The organism is Cellvibrio mixtus subsp. mixtus J3-8, from assembly GCF_000766945.1.
GTDB lineage: Bacteria > Pseudomonadota > Gammaproteobacteria > Pseudomonadales > Cellvibrionaceae > Cellvibrio > Cellvibrio mixtus_A.
The window spans coordinates 653394-671004 of sequence record NZ_KN266207.1; the positions used below are offsets into that span (position 1 = coordinate 653394).

At 44.9% G+C, this 17611-nt stretch carries 19 protein-coding genes and 2 tRNA genes; 16 read left to right on the plus strand and 5 right to left on the minus strand.

The window, feature by feature from the left end; translation table 11 throughout:
- Positions 1 to 111: 111 nt before the first annotated feature.
- The 6 genes from cysB (at position 112) to A596_RS07890 (ending at position 6036) form a co-directional block, all read left to right on the plus strand.
- Positions 112 to 1086: an HTH-type transcriptional regulator CysB gene (gene cysB / locus A596_RS07865; protein ID WP_039913565.1), complete on the plus strand. Its 975-nt coding sequence runs from the start codon at positions 112 to 114 to the stop codon at positions 1084 to 1086.
- A gap of 233 nt (positions 1087 to 1319) precedes the next feature.
- Positions 1320 to 2276, plus strand: a complete 957-nt coding sequence (locus A596_RS07870; RefSeq protein WP_039913567.1) for a YbgA family protein — start codon at positions 1320 to 1322, stop codon at positions 2274 to 2276.
- Position 2277: 1 nt separating this feature from the next.
- On the plus strand, positions 2278 to 3192 hold the full coding sequence (locus A596_RS22025) for a MerR family transcriptional regulator (protein WP_052417335.1): 915 nt from the start codon (positions 2278 to 2280) through the stop codon (positions 3190 to 3192).
- A gap of 9 nt (positions 3193 to 3201) precedes the next feature.
- A complete protein-coding gene (locus A596_RS07880) occupies positions 3202 to 3657 on the plus strand; it encodes a nuclear transport factor 2 family protein (protein WP_039913568.1) in 456 nt (151 codons plus the stop codon).
- Entirely contained in the window at positions 3654 to 5075 is a 1422-nt protein-coding gene (phrB, locus tag A596_RS07885) for a deoxyribodipyrimidine photo-lyase (protein ID WP_039913571.1), read from the plus strand. Before A596_RS07880 ends, phrB begins: the two co-directional genes overlap by 4 nt.
- A gap of 202 nt (positions 5076 to 5277) precedes the next feature.
- Entirely contained in the window at positions 5278 to 6036 is a 759-nt protein-coding gene (locus tag A596_RS07890) for a hypothetical protein (RefSeq protein WP_235425646.1), read from the plus strand.
- A gap of 57 nt (positions 6037 to 6093) precedes the next feature.
- Here A596_RS07890 and A596_RS07895 read toward each other — a convergent pair whose 3' ends face one another.
- The 3 genes from A596_RS07895 to A596_RS07905 all read right to left on the minus strand — a co-directional run bounded on the left by A596_RS07895 (position 6094) and on the right by A596_RS07905 (position 9188).
- Positions 6094 to 6906 (minus strand): sulfurtransferase, encoded by an 813-nt coding sequence (locus A596_RS07895; RefSeq protein WP_039913573.1) that lies wholly within the window; start codon positions 6904 to 6906, stop codon positions 6094 to 6096.
- A 130-nt stretch (positions 6907 to 7036) separates the two neighbouring features.
- Positions 7037 to 7342: an EscU/YscU/HrcU family type III secretion system export apparatus switch protein gene (locus tag A596_RS07900; protein ID WP_039913575.1), complete on the minus strand. Its 306-nt coding sequence runs from the start codon at positions 7340 to 7342 to the stop codon at positions 7037 to 7039.
- A gap of 7 nt (positions 7343 to 7349) precedes the next feature.
- Positions 7350 to 9188: a flagellar hook-length control protein FliK gene (locus tag A596_RS07905; protein WP_039913577.1), complete on the minus strand. Its 1839-nt coding sequence runs from the start codon at positions 9186 to 9188 to the stop codon at positions 7350 to 7352.
- 250 nt (positions 9189 to 9438) lie between these two features.
- On the opposite strand from A596_RS07905, the gene ccmA reads away from it, so the two are divergent.
- From ccmA to A596_RS23345, 8 genes are all read left to right on the plus strand, one after another.
- On the plus strand, positions 9439 to 10173 hold the full coding sequence (gene ccmA / locus A596_RS07910) for a cytochrome c biogenesis heme-transporting ATPase CcmA (protein ID WP_084128140.1): 735 nt from the start codon (positions 9439 to 9441) through the stop codon (positions 10171 to 10173).
- Positions 10166 to 10858, plus strand: a complete 693-nt coding sequence (gene ccmB, locus A596_RS07915; RefSeq protein WP_039913578.1) for a heme exporter protein CcmB — start codon at positions 10166 to 10168, stop codon at positions 10856 to 10858. Before ccmA ends, ccmB begins: the two co-directional genes overlap by 8 nt.
- Positions 10859 to 10897: 39 nt before the next feature.
- On the plus strand, positions 10898 to 11641 hold the full coding sequence (locus A596_RS07920) for a heme ABC transporter permease (RefSeq protein ID WP_039913579.1): 744 nt from the start codon (positions 10898 to 10900) through the stop codon (positions 11639 to 11641).
- A gap of 10 nt (positions 11642 to 11651) precedes the next feature.
- On the plus strand, positions 11652 to 11855 hold the full coding sequence (gene ccmD, locus A596_RS07925; RefSeq protein WP_039913580.1) for a heme exporter protein CcmD: 204 nt from the start codon (positions 11652 to 11654) through the stop codon (positions 11853 to 11855).
- A gap of 31 nt (positions 11856 to 11886) precedes the next feature.
- Entirely contained in the window at positions 11887 to 12351 is a 465-nt protein-coding gene (ccmE, locus tag A596_RS07930) for a cytochrome c maturation protein CcmE (RefSeq protein ID WP_039913581.1), read from the plus strand.
- 10 nt (positions 12352 to 12361) lie between these two features.
- The gene (locus A596_RS07935; RefSeq protein ID WP_039914459.1) at positions 12362 to 14344 is read left to right on the plus strand and encodes a heme lyase CcmF/NrfE family subunit; all 1983 of its coding nucleotides are present in this window, start codon (positions 12362 to 12364) and stop codon (positions 14342 to 14344) included.
- Positions 14337 to 14882 carry a DsbE family thiol:disulfide interchange protein gene (locus tag A596_RS07940; protein WP_039913582.1) on the plus strand — a complete coding sequence of 182 codons (546 nt, stop codon included), beginning with the start codon at positions 14337 to 14339 and terminating at the stop codon, positions 14880 to 14882. Before A596_RS07935 ends, A596_RS07940 begins: the two co-directional genes overlap by 8 nt.
- Positions 14883 to 14992: 110 nt before the next feature.
- Entirely contained in the window at positions 14993 to 15139 is a 147-nt protein-coding gene (locus A596_RS23345; protein WP_200882884.1) for a hypothetical protein, read from the plus strand.
- A gap of 141 nt (positions 15140 to 15280) precedes the next feature.
- Here the strand turns inward: A596_RS23345 and A596_RS07945 are convergent.
- Both A596_RS07945 and A596_RS07950 read right to left on the minus strand, forming a co-directional pair.
- Positions 15281 to 15357: transfer RNA gene (locus A596_RS07945), tRNA-Asp, on the minus strand.
- A gap of 39 nt (positions 15358 to 15396) precedes the next feature.
- Positions 15397 to 15472, minus strand: a tRNA-Val gene (locus tag A596_RS07950).
- Between the two features lie 228 nt (positions 15473 to 15700).
- Between A596_RS07950 and A596_RS07955 the strand changes: the two genes are divergently transcribed.
- Positions 15701 to 16216 carry a cytochrome c-type biogenesis protein gene (locus tag A596_RS07955; RefSeq protein WP_039913583.1) on the plus strand — a complete coding sequence of 172 codons (516 nt, stop codon included), beginning with the start codon at positions 15701 to 15703 and terminating at the stop codon, positions 16214 to 16216.
- The gene (gene ccmI, locus A596_RS07960; protein ID WP_039913584.1) at positions 16213 to 17493 is read left to right on the plus strand and encodes a c-type cytochrome biogenesis protein CcmI; all 1281 of its coding nucleotides are present in this window, start codon (positions 16213 to 16215) and stop codon (positions 17491 to 17493) included. Before A596_RS07955 ends, ccmI begins: the two co-directional genes overlap by 4 nt.
- Positions 17494 to 17611 lie beyond the last annotated feature (118 nt).

Sequence of the window (17611 nt, forward strand, 5' to 3'; positions counted from 1 at the left end):
TTCTCTTTATGAATAAACTTGAATGATTTTATAACTCTGGGTTTCCAGGGTTTTTGTTACCGGTGCTTGCCCCTGGCAAATACCCCAGTGAGTGAGCCATTCGGAGGGCTTATGAAGCTGCAACAACTGCGTTATATCTGGGAAGTCGCTCATCATGACCTAAACGTGTCAGCGACTGCACAAAGCCTTTACACCTCCCAACCGGGCATCAGTAAGCAAATTCGTTTGCTGGAAGATGAGTTAGGTGTAGAAATCTTTTCCCGTAGTGGTAAACATCTAACCCGCATTACCCCGGCGGGTGAGGCGATTTTGAAAACTGCCGGTGAAATCCTGCGCAAAGTTGAAAGTATTAAACAAGTTGCCCAGGAATTCAGTAATGAACGTAAAGGCACCTTAACGTTAGCGACTACCCATACCCAGGCGCGTTATGCGTTGCCACCGGTAATTGGTTCGTTTATCAAGCAGTATCCCGAGGTTTCCTTGCATATGCATCAGGGAACTCCAATGCAGATTTCTGAAATGGCGGCTGATGGCACGGTGGATTTTGCAATCGCCACTGAAGCGATGGAGCTGTTTAGTGATCTGATTATGATGCCTTGCTACCGTTGGAATCGCAGTATTGTGGTTCCTAAAAATCACCCATTGGCCCAGATGTCCAACCTGACATTGGAAGAGGTAGCCAAGTATCCAATCGTAACTTATGTGTTTGGGTTTACCGGTCGCTCCAAACTGGATGAAGCTTTTATTAACCGTGGTTTGGCACCAAAGGTTGTATTTACTGCTGCTGATGCCGACGTCATTAAAACTTATGTTCGTCTTGGTTTAGGTGTAGGTATTATCGCTAGTATGGCTTATAGCGATACTAGCGATTCGGATTTGGTTGCCTTGGATGCAAGCCATTTGTTTGAGTCCAGCGTTACCAAAATTGGTTTCCGTCGCGGTACTTTCCTGCGTGGATTTATGTATGACTTCATTGAGAAGTTTGCACCACACTTGACCAAAGACATTATTAACGAGGCCTTTAATCGTCATTCAAGGGCTGAATTGGATGAGCTTTTCGAAGATATTGAAATACCGACGCGATAAGTGATTTTTGAAAAGCCGGGCTAATCCCCGGCTTTTTTATAAGTAATTTTTATTGTTATTCAATAAGTTAACTATTGTTATTAATGCAATATCTGATTGATTTTTGTACCTCTCATTCTGGCCTTTTTCGTTCTTCTTCATATCCTTGATTTTAAAACTTATACATTTTTCTTGTTTTGTACAATTTTATGCGTTAATACTTATACAATATTTAAAACGTGTATAGGTTTTGTATGGCCAAAATTCCTCTTGGTATTAGCCAATGCTTGATGGGCGAAAAAGTTCGCTATGACGGTAGCCATAAGCGCAATCGTTATTTGATGGATGTGCTGGCGGAGGTGGTGGAGTTTCACCCGGTTTGTCCGGAAGTTGCCATCGGCTTGGGTATTCCACGCAAGCCAATACGTCTGGTTATTAAGGATGGGGAAACCCGTGTACGAGGAATAGAAAACCCGGATTTGGATGTAACCGGGGCCTTGGCTGCCCATGCTGAAAAAGTCGTACAACAAATGCCTGATATTTGCGGCTACGTATTCATTCAAAACTCTCCCAGTTGCGGTGTGTTTGGTGTAAAGCGTTATCTCCCCAATGGAAATTCTATTGATCGCGAAGGGCGGGGCGCTTACGCCAAGCGAATTATGGAGCTAATGCCATTATTGCCCGTGGAAGAGGCCGGGCGACTTAATGATGCAGGTCTGCGAGAAAATTTCCTGGCCCGGGTTTTTGCCTATTACGATTTCAAAACGCACATCGCCCCTGAACCCACAGCAAAAAAATTGATTGAGTTTTATTCTCGCTATAAATATCAGGTTATGGCCCATCATGTGCCCAGTTACTTTGCAATCGGGCGCTATCTTTCCAACCTCGCCGCGCGCGATATCCACAAAAGCAGCGAAGAATTTTTTCAGCTGTTTATGGAAGCCCTAACGCATCACGCCACCCGCAAAGGCAATACCAATGCAATGATGCATCTTCGTGGTTATTTGAAAGCGATTTTGGATACTCAGGATAAACAAGAGCTGTCCCAGTTAATTGACTCTTATAAGGCAGGTCATGTACCCCTTGTTGTTCCGTTGACCCTGCTTAAGCATCACTTGATCAAGCTGGACAATCCCTATTTAAAATCCCAAACCTTCTGGTCTCCGCACCCGGAATATTTGGGTTTACGTAACCACATTATTGAAGATTGAGATGGCGACAGCATTGTTAACAGAGATTGCGGAGCCGAATTTGGTTCCCATTCGCGAAATTTCCCGTGTAACTGGTGTAAATACTGTAACCCTGCGTGCATGGGAAAGACGTTACGGATTGTTAGTCCCCCTGCGCACGTCCAAAGGCCACCGCTTGTATACTCACGACGATGTCCAACGGGTCCAGGAAATTCAACTCTGGTTAAGCCGGGGAGTTGCGATTAGTAAGGTAAAGGCTTTGCTCGCACAAAAAAAACTGCATGACTGTATCGAGGAAATTGATTCAGTGTGGGAGGATTTGGCCGCACAAATTTATCAACACATTAATGCCTTTCATCGCCCGCGCCTTGAACATGTACTGTCCGATGTTTTTGCGCTTTATCCTGTTGATATGGTTGCCGATTATTTGCTGGTGCCATTAATCAAAGGTTTGCAGGGAAATGCCCTTGGGCAGGCCGCGCAACATGCATTCTTTTTCAATGTATTACAGGAACATTTACAGGCTGCCATATACAGGCAGCGTCAGGTGGCGCACGGTGAAAAAGTATTATTGGTGTCCTTACCCTGCAATCCGCTCTATTCAAGCGATCTTGAATCTTTACTGATAAATTACAATTGCCTGGTGCATCAATTTCAAGCGGAATATTTGGGGCATCTGGATTTGAAAGAGGCTCAGCTTTGCGCGGAAGCATTGCATGCAAAAATAATCGTTTTGGTGGGGTATGGAGCCCTCAATGCCACTGAGTTGCAGCTACACTTGACGTCATGGCGAGAAAAAAATGCTATGCCCATTGTGTTGGCGGGGAATCTGGCGTCGCTGTATCCAGCGTTGGGTTTGGATAAGGGCGCAGCAGTACATCCCTGCGCAACGATGCAACAAATCCAGGCAACAATTAATCAATTAGTAAAGGGATAACTCGTTACTATGACCCACAATGCTCCAATACTTCCCCTTAGTGTTCCGCAAAAAATTCGAAATGTTTATTTGCGTTTCGATAAAAAAATACTAGGTAACCTGGCTGATGTTTACAGCGAAGATATCCAATTTCGCAATCCATTAAATGCAGTAAATGGTTTATCTGAACTGCAAAAGTATTTCAGTGAATCTATGGTGAATTTATTGGAATGCCGTTTTGAATTTCATCACTCAATGGAAATGCCCGAACGCGGCGAGGCTATGTTATTTTGGACCATGCATTATCGCCATAAAAAACTTATTGGTGGAAAAGCCCTGGAGTTAACCGGAAATTCGCACTTTTTGTATAAAGATAAAGTGTATTACCACCGCGATTATTATGATGCAGGTTCCATGGTATATGAACATTTACCGTTAATGGGATTTGCAATTCGCCGGATAAAGAAACGAATGGGTGCTAAATGACAGCGTTGGTGTGGTTTCGCCATGATTTGCGGGTACATGATAACCCCGCATTGTTTAAAGCTGCTGAAATCGGACAGGGTGTTGTTGCTGTTTACGTTCATTGTGAAGCCTATGTTCGCCTGCACTCCATCGCACCGGTGCGCTTGGATTTTGTGCGCCGCCATTTGCATACCCTTGTGAATGATCTGGCTGCATTGAACATTTCCCTTCAGGTAATTCATGTAACCAAACCAGCAGAAATTGCACCAGCACTACTACGGCTGGCGCAGCAGTTAAATGTGAGCCATTTGTTTTTTAATGCTGAATACCCGGTTAATGAACTCAATCGTGATCAGTCAGTAAACCAACTGCTGCGTGAGCAGGGAATTTTGGTAAAACGTTGTCATGATCGCTGCATAGTGCCGCCGGGTATGATTCGCAATGGGCAGGGCGATCCTTATAAAGTATTCACTGCATTTAAAAAGAAATGGTTGCAAACCGTGATCCCGGTAAATATGAAACCTTATGGCGCGCCGCCCGTACAGCCGGTAATAAATAGTAAACGCGCCTCAATAAAAGAAATCGATCAATTATTTACGGCACATGATTTACGGGATTTATCAGAACTGTGGCCCGCAGGAGAAAAGGAAGCATATCGTCGCCTTGATTTATTTATCGAAAAGTCCATAACTCGCTACCAGGATCAACGGGATTTTCCTGCGATTGATGGAACCTCGACACTATCGCCATATCTTGCTGTTGGATCAATTTCACCGCGCCAGGCAATCGCGGCGGTGTTGGCTTTTACCCGCGGTGAATGGGAAGGGGGAAATGCCGGGGCAAACTGCTGGATAGGTGAGCTTATCTGGCGAGAGTTTTATCAGCATGTCGTTGTCGATTTTCCACAAGTTTGCAAGCGCAAAGCAATGCAAGCCCATACAGAAGCATTTCCCTGGAGTTACAACCCAACTTTTTTTAACGCCTGGTGTGAAGGTAGAACGGGTATTCCCCTCGTTGATGCTGCCATGCGTCAATTAAATGAAACCGGATGGATGCATAATCGGCTGCGCATGGTTGTGGCCATGTTTCTCACTAAAAATTGCCAAATCGATTGGCGATTGGGAGAAGAATATTTTATGTCGCAATTGGTAGATGGGGATTTTGCGGCCAATAATGGCGGCTGGCAGTGGAGTGCATCCACTGGTACAGATGCAGCACCGTATTTCCGCATTTTTAATCCTGTCAGCCAATCTGAGCGTTTTGATCCAAATGGTGAATTTATTCGACAATGGGTTCCAGAGCTTGCCCATCTGTCTAACCGGCAAATTCATAATCCGCCAGCATTGGGTAATTATCCGGCGCCATTGGTGGATTTGTCTGAAAGCAGAAAATCCACCATTGCATTATTTGCGCAATTGCCCGGTTTCGCTGCACATTAAATTACTCGTCTTATCCCGATTTCTTTTCGGGATATATTCAGGGAGTTACAGGTCTTTAAATACATGTATAGCGGGTGTTCATTTTTTATTGGCAGAATAGTCTGGCTCCGTATGTATAGTTGTTTCTATAATGGGTGACTGATGGTTGATAGTTGTGAATGTTACCTGTGCATTTGTTTTGCCTGTAGGAGGATTAAGCGTTATGTCCAACACAAGATTCAATTCCATTAAAAGCCTGGTGGCAGTTCGCTGCAAATTATTAGCATTTGTTTTGGTGGGTTTGGGATCGGCAGTTACTAATGCGCAGGATAATTATGTAGCCGCTGGTACTGCATACAGTCTCGATAATAATCAGGTTATGTATCGCGAGCTTTACACCGGCCTGGATGAAAACAAATCTGTGCGTGTAGATTATGTGTCGCCCGAAGGCAAAACGTTTGCTTCAAAAACATTGGTTTACAGTGGTGAGCCGTTTCAACCGATGTTTAATTTTGAAGACTTGCGCGATAAAGAATATACCTCTGCCCAATTTGAAGGCGCTCGCTTGGTATTAACCCATGGCATTCATGGCGAACAAAACCAGAAAACGATTATGGATAACGCAAAAATCGTTATCGATGCCGGTTTCGATTCTTATATCCAGTTAAATTGGGATAAGTTGATTGCAGGTAAACGTTTGAAGTACGACTTTGCTGTAGTTAACCGTTTGAGTATTGTCAAACTGGAAATTCGCAAGATTAAGGCACGCGAGTCGCCGGTGTATGATGCCGACTATGGTCGTGAATGGATTTATTTTCAAATTACTCCCGCCAAAAAAATTGCGTCGCTGTTTTCTGCGCCTGTTAATCTCGCCTATGATCCTAACGGAAAATACTTGATGCGTTTCCTTGGTCGTTCAAATCTGGATGATGATAAAGGGGCACCGTTAGATGTGCGTATTGAATATGAATACACAAATTAAAAATAAAAACGGGCACTCAGTTGCCCGTTTTTTTATTGGATGTAATTATTATGGCTACTAAGGTTTTGAGTCTGTTAATGGATATGAACACCAATCACTCCAGCTGCCAGGATAAAGTTTGGCGTTAATGCCGCTCATTTCCAGCGATAAAAGATTTACACAAGCGGTTACACCTGAACCACAATACACAACCAGATTTTCTTGTTGTGGCAAATCTTTCCAGCGTGCCTTCTGTTCTGCTACAGGTTTTATAAACCCTTGATCAGTAGTGGCATCTTGCCACAAATAATTAATAGCCCCGGGAATATGGCCAGCGATTGGATCGATTGGTTCCTCTTCTCCGCGGTAACGTTTTGCTTCGCGCGAATCAATCAGTAATAAACTGCCGCCATTTTGCAGGATAGCTTCACGACTAACGGTGCAATCGGGCTGAATAGTTGCTTTGAAGGTTCCATTTTTAACAGCGGGTTCTCGTCTATCTTGCGCTCCGCCATGATTCACCCATGCAGCGAAGCCACCATCCAGGATTAGCACTTGCTGGTGGCCAAAATAACGCAGCAGCCACCAGGTTCTCGCCGCATAAGCCATGCGTGAATCATCATAAACCACCACAGTGGTGTGTGGATGAACACCACATTCCTGCATTTTTTTTGAAAAAACTTCTACATTGGGCAATGGATGCCGTCCGCCGTGTTTTGCAACGGGGGACGATAAATCTATTTCCAGATCAAGATAGTAAGCACCGGGAATGTGGCCAATACGGTATTGCTCATGGCCGAGGGTTTTATTGCCCAAATTAAAACGGCAATCGAAAATAACCACTTTGCCCAATTGGGCTTGAAGTTCTGCGGTAGAGATGAAATGAGACATTGTTATTAATAGGACGCTGTTATTTAAACGGGCTTGTCAAAATAGTGGCGTCATAATCTCACTTAAATATATCCATGGGAAGGGTGAAAACTAACCGTATCGATTGTTTTTTGTAATTTTCTGTGGGGGATTAACGAAAACCTGCGTGTGGTTTGTCGCTTTCCGGGTTTTTGCCTTCCAGTTGATAAGCGAAAGCGATGATATAGGCTACCGCAATATAAAGGTTTTCAGGGATTTCGTCCCCCAGTTCCAGGGTTACCAGTAAATCTACCAGACTCGGGTTGTCACACAGGGGCACGCCATGTTCACGAGCAATTTCCATGATTTGCTCCGCAACTGCGCCAGTGCCTTTGGCGCTGATATGGGGTGCATTCTTGCCATCGTAATAAAGCGCTACGGCTTTTTGTAATTGTGCTGAAGAGTAATTAGTGGTCATGATGATCTCAGGTTTTTACATCTACCAGTGAATAAGCGAGCAGCATTTTGGGTTTTGGAGGTAAGCCGGGAATGCATTGCATATGAGTTACGCGAATACCTTCCTGTTCGAGTAGTTGCGTAAGTGAATCGATTTTCTGCTTCGCTTCAGCCAGTATGTTTTCATTTTCAGCCCAGAATTTTGCATTGAGGTTGTTACCTAATAAACCCAGTTGTGCATAAAATTTTCCAACGACAGGTAAATCAAAATTCAACATTACACTCCATTGTCGAACGCGAACACTTTTTTGGGAGTTGTCTTCCTGTTGCTCTTCAATCCATTGCTGTTCCATATGAATTTGCAAAGGGTGAATTTCTTGTCCATGCCGTACCGGAATTTCAAATTGCCACGATTGGTTCGGTTGGGCTACATCAGCCTGGTTGAGTTGTTGGTTAACGGTGTGTATTTGTTGTAGTTGGATTTTTGCAAGGCTTCCCAATGTATACTGATGCATCAACATGACCAATTGCGTACGCAATTGTTTCTGATTCAGCTCCCCTTGTTGCTTGTTCATTAACAATCCCAAAAACTGGGGTAGGGCATTTACCAATGCGCTTTTACTGGAATCATTTTGCAGTAATGCTCCCGGTGATGAAGCAGTAATTTCCGTATCCAGCTGATGCAATAACCCTAGTAATGCACCTTTTAAATCTTGTGCAGCGAGTTTATCGATATTTTTTGGCTGGTGAGTTGGTTGCTGCACATTTATATTCTGCAACTTTGTCGATATCGATTTGCCATTACCCAATAATTGATTCATTGGATTTCCGTTATTATTAATAATATTCGCAGCATTTTTTGCCATGGGTGATATGGTTGTTGGCGTATTGGTTGGAGTTGAGGGTGGTTGTAATATTTGTGCGAGTTTATTTTCAAAACTCTGGCCGTTATTGTTAAGTGCCATTGCCAGCATTTTGGGATTGCTGAGTTGATCGCTAACGCGAACATGATTGGCTAATGTTTTTAGCGCGTCCTGAATTTGATTTGGCAACCATTCTTTACGTTGTGCCAATGGTAATTGTTGAATAAATTGAGCGACTTTCGGCAAGTTGGTTAATAAATCCTGGCCGGAATCTTTTTTAGGTAATAAATTGCGCAGGCTCTCACTAATGGCAGTTCGAACATTCTCAGTTGTCGTTAACGCTGCTTTGGGTTGATTGTTAATGGTATGTTCGGCAAGTAATTTATTAATATCAATTTTTGCAATTTGAACGGCGAGGTCCCGGCTGATTGGCTGAAGTTTTGGTGAATTGGAGGGTTGATCTGAAGGATCTTCGGGAAGCGTTAAATTAATCCCCTGTGTTTTTAATAGTTGGACCAGCGTTTCTACCTGGGTTTTGCTCAAGGGTTGCAGAATTTGCAGGCGTGCATTATCGGTCAATTGCAATAAGAGTGTTTGTCCGGTTTGGACGGGTTGGTTGGTATAGGTCAGCAAATTTTGCAATGCGATATTTTGTGCGTTGGTGTTAGCCGTTACTGTTGTTCCGGTTAATAAGGTTGGGTTTGCATTTAAACTGACCAGTTTTAATGTCGGGTCTTGTAAAAGCTGTTTTTGTTGGGTGAGCTGATTGATTAGTGCTTTGGTTGCTGGCGCAGCTGAATTTTTATTCAATTGCGCGAGCGTTGCATCAATCGATTTAATAATTTCCGCACGCTCGGTGGGTGTAGCTTGAGTAACCTTTTCTGCCTGGGCTAAAAACTGGCTACCTATTTTCAGGCCCAACGATTTACTGATCCGGGCAATTTGCTCAATCTGTGTTCGCTGTAGGTTGTGCAACAGTTTTTCATTAATGGAACCGAGATCCATAGCCTTGCTCTCTAATGCCCGTTTAAATCTAATGCCCGTTTAAATCGCTGGAGTGTGATGAAAATCGTAAATTGGGATGCGTTGCTTGCATTTAGGCCGCTATAATCGCCCCCAACCGTGCTAGTCATAACCAGGTTTACAAAGTATAGCGGCTACCAATCTGATTTCTGTATATAGAGTGGCAGTGCTGCAATTACCCTGAGTCTTCTGTGTTGCTCATGTCTTACGTATTGATAGGCCCATAATAACTATGAGTTCATCTCCAACCCCATTGCTTGAATTGCGAGATCTTGGCTGTGAACGGGATGAGCGGATGTTATTTTCCGGATTGGACTTGCAGCTTGCCGCAGGGGATGTTGTACAAATCGGCGGCCCTAATGGTGCCGGTAAGACTACGTTACTGCGTGCATTAGCCGGAATTAGCAGTGATTATCACGGACAAATTTTTTACGCCGGCCAGCCGTTACCGGATGCTAATTGGGATTTTGCACGTGACCGGCTTTATCTTGGCCATCTTCCCGGTATAAAAAAATCACTAACACCATCTGAAAACCTTGCCTGGTATCTGGCCCAAACCGGTGGCCGTATTAGTATTGAAGAAGCACTGGCGGCGGTTGGCCTTTACGGTTATGAAGATACTCCCTGTTACCAGTTATCCGCCGGCCAGTTGCGTCGGGTGGCATTGGCGCGCTTGCACCTGGCGGAGGCACGAATCTGGATCCTTGATGAACCCTTTACTGCGATCGATAAATTAGGTGTCAGCCAATTGGAGGCGCTGATAGCGCGCCAGTCCGCGCAAGGTGGAATAGTGATCCTTACCTCCCACCAGGATTTGACCTTGCCCCAGCTGCGTGTAGTGAACTTGCAAGATTTTCGGCCGGGCTCCACCAGGAATAGCCAAACAAAAGCCGAATCTCATGGTCAGAAAGGCGCACAAACCAGTGCTGCAAATGTAGCTGAAGGGACGGGTGCCGCTCATGGCTAATCAACCTTCATCGCTATTGGGTGGCTTCTTTGCCAGTTTTCGTCGTGATTTATTGGTTGCCGCGCGGCACAAGGCGGAATTGGCTAACCCTTTGGTATTCTTTTTAATCGCTGTAACCTTGATCCCCCTCGGAGTAAGCCCGGAAAAGTCAGTGTTAGTGTTACTGGCGCCTGGTATTGTGTGGGTGATGGCGTTGTTGGCAACATTGTTATCACTTGATGGTTTATTTCGTAGCGATTTCGATGATGGCTCGCTGGAGCAAATGCTCATCAGCCCACAATCGCTTTATTTCACAGTAATGGCCAAAATTCTGGTGCATTGGTTGGTATCGGGATTCCCGGTGACGCTTATGGCTCCATTGCTGGGGTTGATGCTTCACTTACCGGGAGAAGGTTTTTTGCCTTTATTATTTTCACTTGCATTGGGAACGGCATCCATGAGTTTGATTGGCGCCGTTGGTGCTGCACTTACGGTATCCTTGCGCAAAGGGGGCTTATTACTCTCATTGATTGTGATGCCGTTGTATATCCCGGTTTTAATTTTTGGCGCAAGTGCAGTACAAACCGCTATTCAAGGCGGGGCGATTGGCATGCAACTGGCAGTATTGGGCGCTTTTCTGGCACTTGCGATTGTACTTGCACCAATTGCAGCATTAGGTGCGCTGAAAATCAGCAGTAATGGTTAAAACAATAACGACGACGATATTTATTTAAGGCAGGCAACTATGGCATGGCAATGGTTTCATCGTTTGGGTTCTCCCCGTTGGTTTTACGAAAAAACCAATCCCTGGCTTCCCTGGCTGGCAGTAATCAGTATCGCTTTGATTGTTACTGGTGCGGTGTGGGGGCTGGCGTTTGCACCGGCTGATTACAAACAAGGCAACAGCTATCGCATTATTTATATCCATGTTCCTGCTGCTTTCCTTGCCCTTGCCGGTTATTACATCATGGCGATTTCCGGAGCAGTGGGGCTTATCTGGAAAATGAAATTACCATTTATGGTGATGAAATCTGCAGCACCTATTGGTGCGTTGTTAACATTTATTTCACTTGTGACCGGTTCTATTTGGGGAAAGCCAACCTGGGGAACCTGGTGGGAATGGGATGCGCGAATCACTTCTATGTTGATTCTGTTTTTCCTTTACCTCGGTATGATTGCTTTGCAGCAAGCCTATCAACAGCGCGACACCGCCGATAAGGCCAGTGCAGTATTGGCGTTGGTAGGAATGGTAAATATCCCCATCATTTATAAATCAGTAGATTGGTGGAATACCCTTCACCAGCCTGCAACCATTAAGTTTACCGGGAAATCCACGATTGATCCTTCAATGCTTTACCCTCTTTTGATTATGGTTATCGGGTTTTACTGTTTTTATGCATTGGTGTTGTTGCTCTACACCCGCGTAGAAATTTTGCGCCGTGAAAGCCGTACCCAATGGGTAAATGATCTGGTTGCTAATAACAAATAAGGTGCTGATGATGAAGTTCCAATTTGAAAGCTTTGCCGATTTTATCGCCATGAATAATCATGGCCCTTATGTATGGGCTGCCTATGGCATCACTTTTGTTGCCTTGATTTATCTGCTTGTGAGCCCCGTAGTGCAAAAAAAGGCGTTTTTCAAACAGCAACAAAAACTGCAAAAGTTGGCTCAGAGCAATCCCGACGGACAGGGTGTTGAGTAATTATTCGATTTATTTATAGAGATTTAAAACCATGCATCCGGTTCGCAAACAACGTTTAATGATCGTGATTTTTATTGTGGTGTTTTCCAGTATTGCTGTTGGGTTGATGGCCTATGCATTGCGCGAAAATATCAACCTTTTTTATCCGCCCAGCAAAATTGCCTCAGGTGATGTCCCGCATAATACCCGTATCCGCGCCGGTGGATGCGTGAAGCCGGGCAGCGTCCAGCGCTCGGATACTTCATTGGAAATTCACTTTTTAATTACTGATGGTATCGCTGATGTCAAAGTGAACTTCAATGGCATCCTGCCGGATTTATTTGCCGAGGGTGAAGCGGCGGTAATCAATGGTATTGTCACTGAGTCTGGTGAAATTAATGCCAGTGAAGTGCTTGCTAAACATGATGAGAATTACACACCACCCGAGGTGGCCGAAGCTATGAAAGACAAGGGTGAGCATCAAAAAACGTGCGAGGGCCTGAAGTATGGCGCTTGATTTTGTTCAATTGGCTCCGGAGCTTGGGCAGTTCGCATTAATTCTGTCGCTCTGTTTAAGTGTTGCATTATTTGTATTGCCGTTAAGTGGAACCTATCTCGGCAGTACTGTGTTAATGCAATCCGCTCGCTCGTTAGCGGTCGGATTTTTTATCTTTGTTGCGTTCTCTTTTTTCTGCCTGGTTTATTCGTTTGTCCATGATGATTTTTCCGTGAAATATGTTGCGTCCAATTCCAATTCATTATTGCCGGTTTACTACAAAATCAGTGCAGTATGGGGCGGACATGAAGGTTCGCTATTGCTCTGGATCTTAATGCTTGCGGGCTGGACATTTGCTGTGGCTATTTTTAGCAAATCACTGCCGCTGGATATGCAAGCGCGTGTGCTTTCGATCCTTGGCTTTGTTGCTGTCGGTTTTTTATTGTTTATTTTATTAACCTCGAATCCCTTTGATCGCATTCTGCCAATTCCTCCACAAGACGGTAGTGATTTGAATCCGTTGCTGCAAGATATCGGATTAATTATCCACCCACCGGTTTTATACATGGGTTATGTTGGTTTCAGTGTGAGTTTTGCATTCGCGATTGCTGCACTTTTAACGGGGCGCCTCGATAGTGCCTGGGCGCGTTGGTCTCGCCCTTGGGCCACTATGGCGTGGGGGTTTTTGTCTGTTGGTATCGCACTCGGAAGTTGGTGGGCGTACTACGAATTGGGTTGGGGCGGTTGGTGGTTCTGGGACCCGGTAGAGAATGCGTCATTCTTGCCGTGGTTAATTGGTACTGCATTGATTCACTCATTAGCGGTTACCGAAAAACGCAGCCTTTTCAAAAGCTGGACAATCTTGCTAGCGATTTTTACCTTCTCGTTAAGTTTGCTCGGAACATTCCTTGTTCGCTCCGGTGTTTTAACTTCTGTGCACGCATTCGCGAATGATCCGGAACGCGGTGTTTTCGTATTAGGCTTTTTGCTTGTGGTCGTCGGAGCATCATTAACACTGTATGCCTTGCGTGCTCCAGTGGTAAAAGGTTCAACCGGTTTTGATTGGTTGTCCCGTGAAACTCTGTTGCTAGGCAACAATATTTTGCTCACGGTTATCATGATCATGGTATTGCTGGGCACGTTGTATCCGCTGATTGCGGACGCATTGGGTCTGGGCAAAATTTCGGTGGGACCGCCTTACTTTAATCTGTTCTTTTTGCCATTGATGGGGTTATTGTGTTTGTTGATGGCATTCGGACCAATTGCCAATTGGAAGCGCACTTCAGGCAAACAAATGCTGCAAATTTTGTGGAAACCCTGGGCAATTAGTTTGGTTATTGGTTTGGCGTTTCCATTTTTCTATCGTGATAAATACGAAATCCTGGCTGCATTGGCAGTGTTTATCGCCAGCTGGATTTTTATCGGGCTGATTGCGGATGTGCTGCATCGCCTGCGTAACGCCGAAAATATTCTGGCTGGTTTGAAAAAGTTAAGCCTGAGTTATTACGCGATGGTTGTTGCGCATGCCGGTATTGCGGTAACTGTGGCAGGTATTGGCCTTACCAGTATTTACACTGAGCAGCGTGATATCCGTATGGAAGTAGGGCAGCATGTAGAGGTCGTTGACTATGAATTTGTGCTGGAAAAGCTTGAGCACATTGATGGCCCTAACTACCAGGCTGAGCAAGCAGTTATTAAGGTGATGCAGGATGGAAAATTTTTGCGTGAAATGAAACCGCAAAAACGTCGTTATCTTGCATCGGGTAATACCATGACAGAAGTTGCGCTGGATGTTGGTTTCTTCCGTGATTTGTATGTGGCAATGGGGGAGCCATTGAATGAAACAGCATGGGCGATGCGCGTTCATTTAAAACCGTTTGTGCGTTGGATTTGGCTGGGTGCTTTGATGATGGCTTTTGGTGCTGTACTTGCGGCGGCGGATAAACGTTATCGAAAAGTCACAAAAGCCGAACAACCTGCAGTTGCTGTTACAGGTAGTCTGGCCAATGAATAAACAGCGGTTGTTTTTATTTATCCCATTGGTCATTTTTGCGATCCTTGCTGTACTGTTTTGGCGAGGTTTATCGCTGAACCCTAACGATATGCCTTCTGCCTTATTAAATAAGCCTGTACCGGTATTTGAGTTGCCAATATTACCTGCTCCTGAGAATCCTGATGGGCTGGTGACAGCAAATCCTGAATTATTTAAAGGTAAGGTTAGTTTGGTAAATGTGTGGGCAACCTGGTGTGTTACCTGTCGGCAGGAGCATGAGTTTCTTAACAAGTTAAGGTCGCAAGGCGTCACTATCTACGGTATCAATTACAAAGATAATGATGAAGATGCGCAGCGCTGGTTGGCCGAATTACATAACCCTTATGTATTTAGCATTGTGGATGCTGATGGCCGATTGGGTTTGAATCTTGGAGTCTTTGGAGCACCTGAAACGTATCTAGTCGACAAAGCTGGTGTTATTCGTTACAAACATATTGGCGATGTAAATGAAAAGAACTGGAATGAAACTATCAAGCCTATCTACGAAAGTTTGAAATAGCATTGGTTTAAGTGAGTTATTGATTCGAGAAGGGGATTTGATATGCATCAAATCCCTTTTTTTATCTGCGCGTAAACTGAAATTATTGAATGTAAACGCGGAGGTGAATTATGTATCTGGATTCAATTGTAGTGCTGGGTTTGGTAATCGTTATTTTAAGTTGCATCATGATTACTTATGTGGGTATCTATGCGTATAAACACATCAAAGCGGATATAGCATCCCATCCCGAAGATGCAGGCAATAAAGCGCTATAAGCTAATTACTAGATGACAGGTAAATTTATTTATTAGAGGTTAATCAATATCACTGAAGAGAGATCGATTTTAATTGGAATTGTGAAAAACAACAGGCATAAAAAAAGCCCCATGTGCGGGGCTTTTTTTATTTCTAAATAGTGGCGGACCGGACGGGGCTCGAACCCGCGACCTCCGGCGTGACAGGCCGGCATTCTAACCGACTGAACTACCGGTCCGCAGCGTCACAAAAACCACAGCTACCTTTTGAGTAAGTGTGGTGGGCGGTACAAGACTCGAACTTGTGACCCATGCCTTGTAAGGGCATTGCTCTACCAACTGAGCTAACCGCCCAAGATTTCACGCTTTTCAGCGTTCACCTTGTTGGTGGCGCGTATTCTAATCATGTAAAACTATGGGTCAACCTTTTTTTAATAGTTTCGTCATTTTTTTGAAAAAAAAGTAAAAAATGATTGGAAAACAAACACTTGTGATTGTTTTTTGGACGCGCCGCTAAAGTTTCCCGCAAGCCTTCCGAGTTGTTATACTCGCGATGAATTTTTCGGGTACCTGGAATAAGCCATGCACAAGATTCTAATAAAAGCATTTGCCGCGTTTAGCCTTCTATTTACTGTTCAAATCAGTTTTGCGGCAATTGATGTTCACGAATTTAAAAATGAAACTAATCGGCAACGCTATCAAAGCTTCATTGATGAAATGCGTTGCCCAAAATGCCAAAACCAAAATTTGTCCGGCTCGGACTCACCTATTGCGATGGATTTACGCAATGAACTTTATTTAATGATTGAGGCTGGAAAGTCTGATCAGGAAATCGTTAGCTTCATGGTGGAGCGTTACGGGGAATTTATTTTATATCGCCCTCGCTTGAGTCCCGCTACGTTGTTGTTGTGGGCTACACCAGTATTATTGTTGGTATTTGGGGCGCTACTGTTGTTATTAATAGTGCGCAAACGTCGTCGTATTGCAGAGGAAGCTGATGCTGGTCTATCGCAACAAGAGCGTGCCCGCCTTGATGCTTTATTAAACGATAAATCCGTACATTCCTCTGATAAAAACAAGCAGGAGAAAAACAAATGATGTCCTTGTGGGTGGGGGCATCGCTCCTGAGTGTTATTGCGTTGGGCTTTATCTTCTGGCCGTTATTAAGGCAGCGTAAAGAAGTAGTGGCAGTCGCGCTTGCCTCTGAAGTAAATGCCCGCCTTGAAGAGAATATTCGTTTGTTTCGCGAGCATGTTGCCGAGCTGGATGTGCAATTGTCTGATGGGCGCATTGATCAGGCTCAATATGATCAATTAAAGCTCGAGCAAGAGCGCACCCTATTGGAGGATGAGGCAAGTGTTCGTGCGGCTTTGCCAGCGGGGGCCAGCAGGTTTGGATTTAAAACCCTCGCTTGTGTTGCTTTGCTGGTGCTGGTGGGAGCCTGGGCTTTATATAGTCATTTGGGAAGCAGTGCGGATGTTGAAGTGCGCCAGGCCCAGGAATTGAAACAACAACTTGATGCAGAAGACATAAAGGCAGGGCGCAACCCCGACCCGGTGCGCACTCGTGAGGTTAATCGTTTGATTGAGGCGCGCCTCGCTGATGTACCGGATCATATCCAGTATTGGTTTTTTCTTGCGCGAAATTATATGGAGTTGAATGAGTTCGATAAGGCGGTCAACGCGTATCAACAAGTTTTGCAGCGTGATAAAGAATCACCAATGGTGATGGCAGAGGTTGCCCAGGCGATGTTTCTGCGCGATGGTCGCCAGACCAATCCGGCAATTAATGATCTGGTAGCAAAAGTATTGAAAGCCGAACCAGATAACACCATGGCGCTGGGGTTGGCGGGTATCGATGCCTTCTCCAAAAAAGATTATGTCAATGCAATAAAGCATTGGGAGCGTGTTGTTAAGCTGGTTGGAGCAGATACTCCCACAGGTCAATCCCTGTCTTCCGGGATTGAACGTGCCGCGACCCTATTCTTTTCCGAGGGCGGCAGCGTTGAGGACCTGGAGCGGTCCCGCAATGGTCGCCAAATTGGTGTCCATGTAAACCTTGCTGATGGAGTTAAGGCCCAGCCAGACCAGGTAGTGTTTGTTTATGCCCGTGCTTACCAGGGAGCAAAAATGCCATTGGCAATTGATCGGGTAAAAGTGGCTGATTTACCGCGTGTTGTGCTGCTCAATGAATCTATGGCGATGACCCCGGCAATGAGCCTGGGTACTGTGGATAAGGTAGAGGTAGTAGCACGGATATCTAACGATGGTACGGCGGCTGCAAAACCGGGTGATTGGGAGGGAAGTTTGGGGCCTGTGGATTTAACAACATCCGGCCCGGTGGTGAATGTCACTATTGATCGTCAGGTGAAGTAAGGAGCAGGACCGCTCCTGCTATATGCTTTTGCCAGATTTGAACAAAATTTATGCGCTTTTTTGACCTGTTTGGCTTTGTGTTTCACGGCGGGTGTAAAGCGTAGCGTAAATGTGTAGA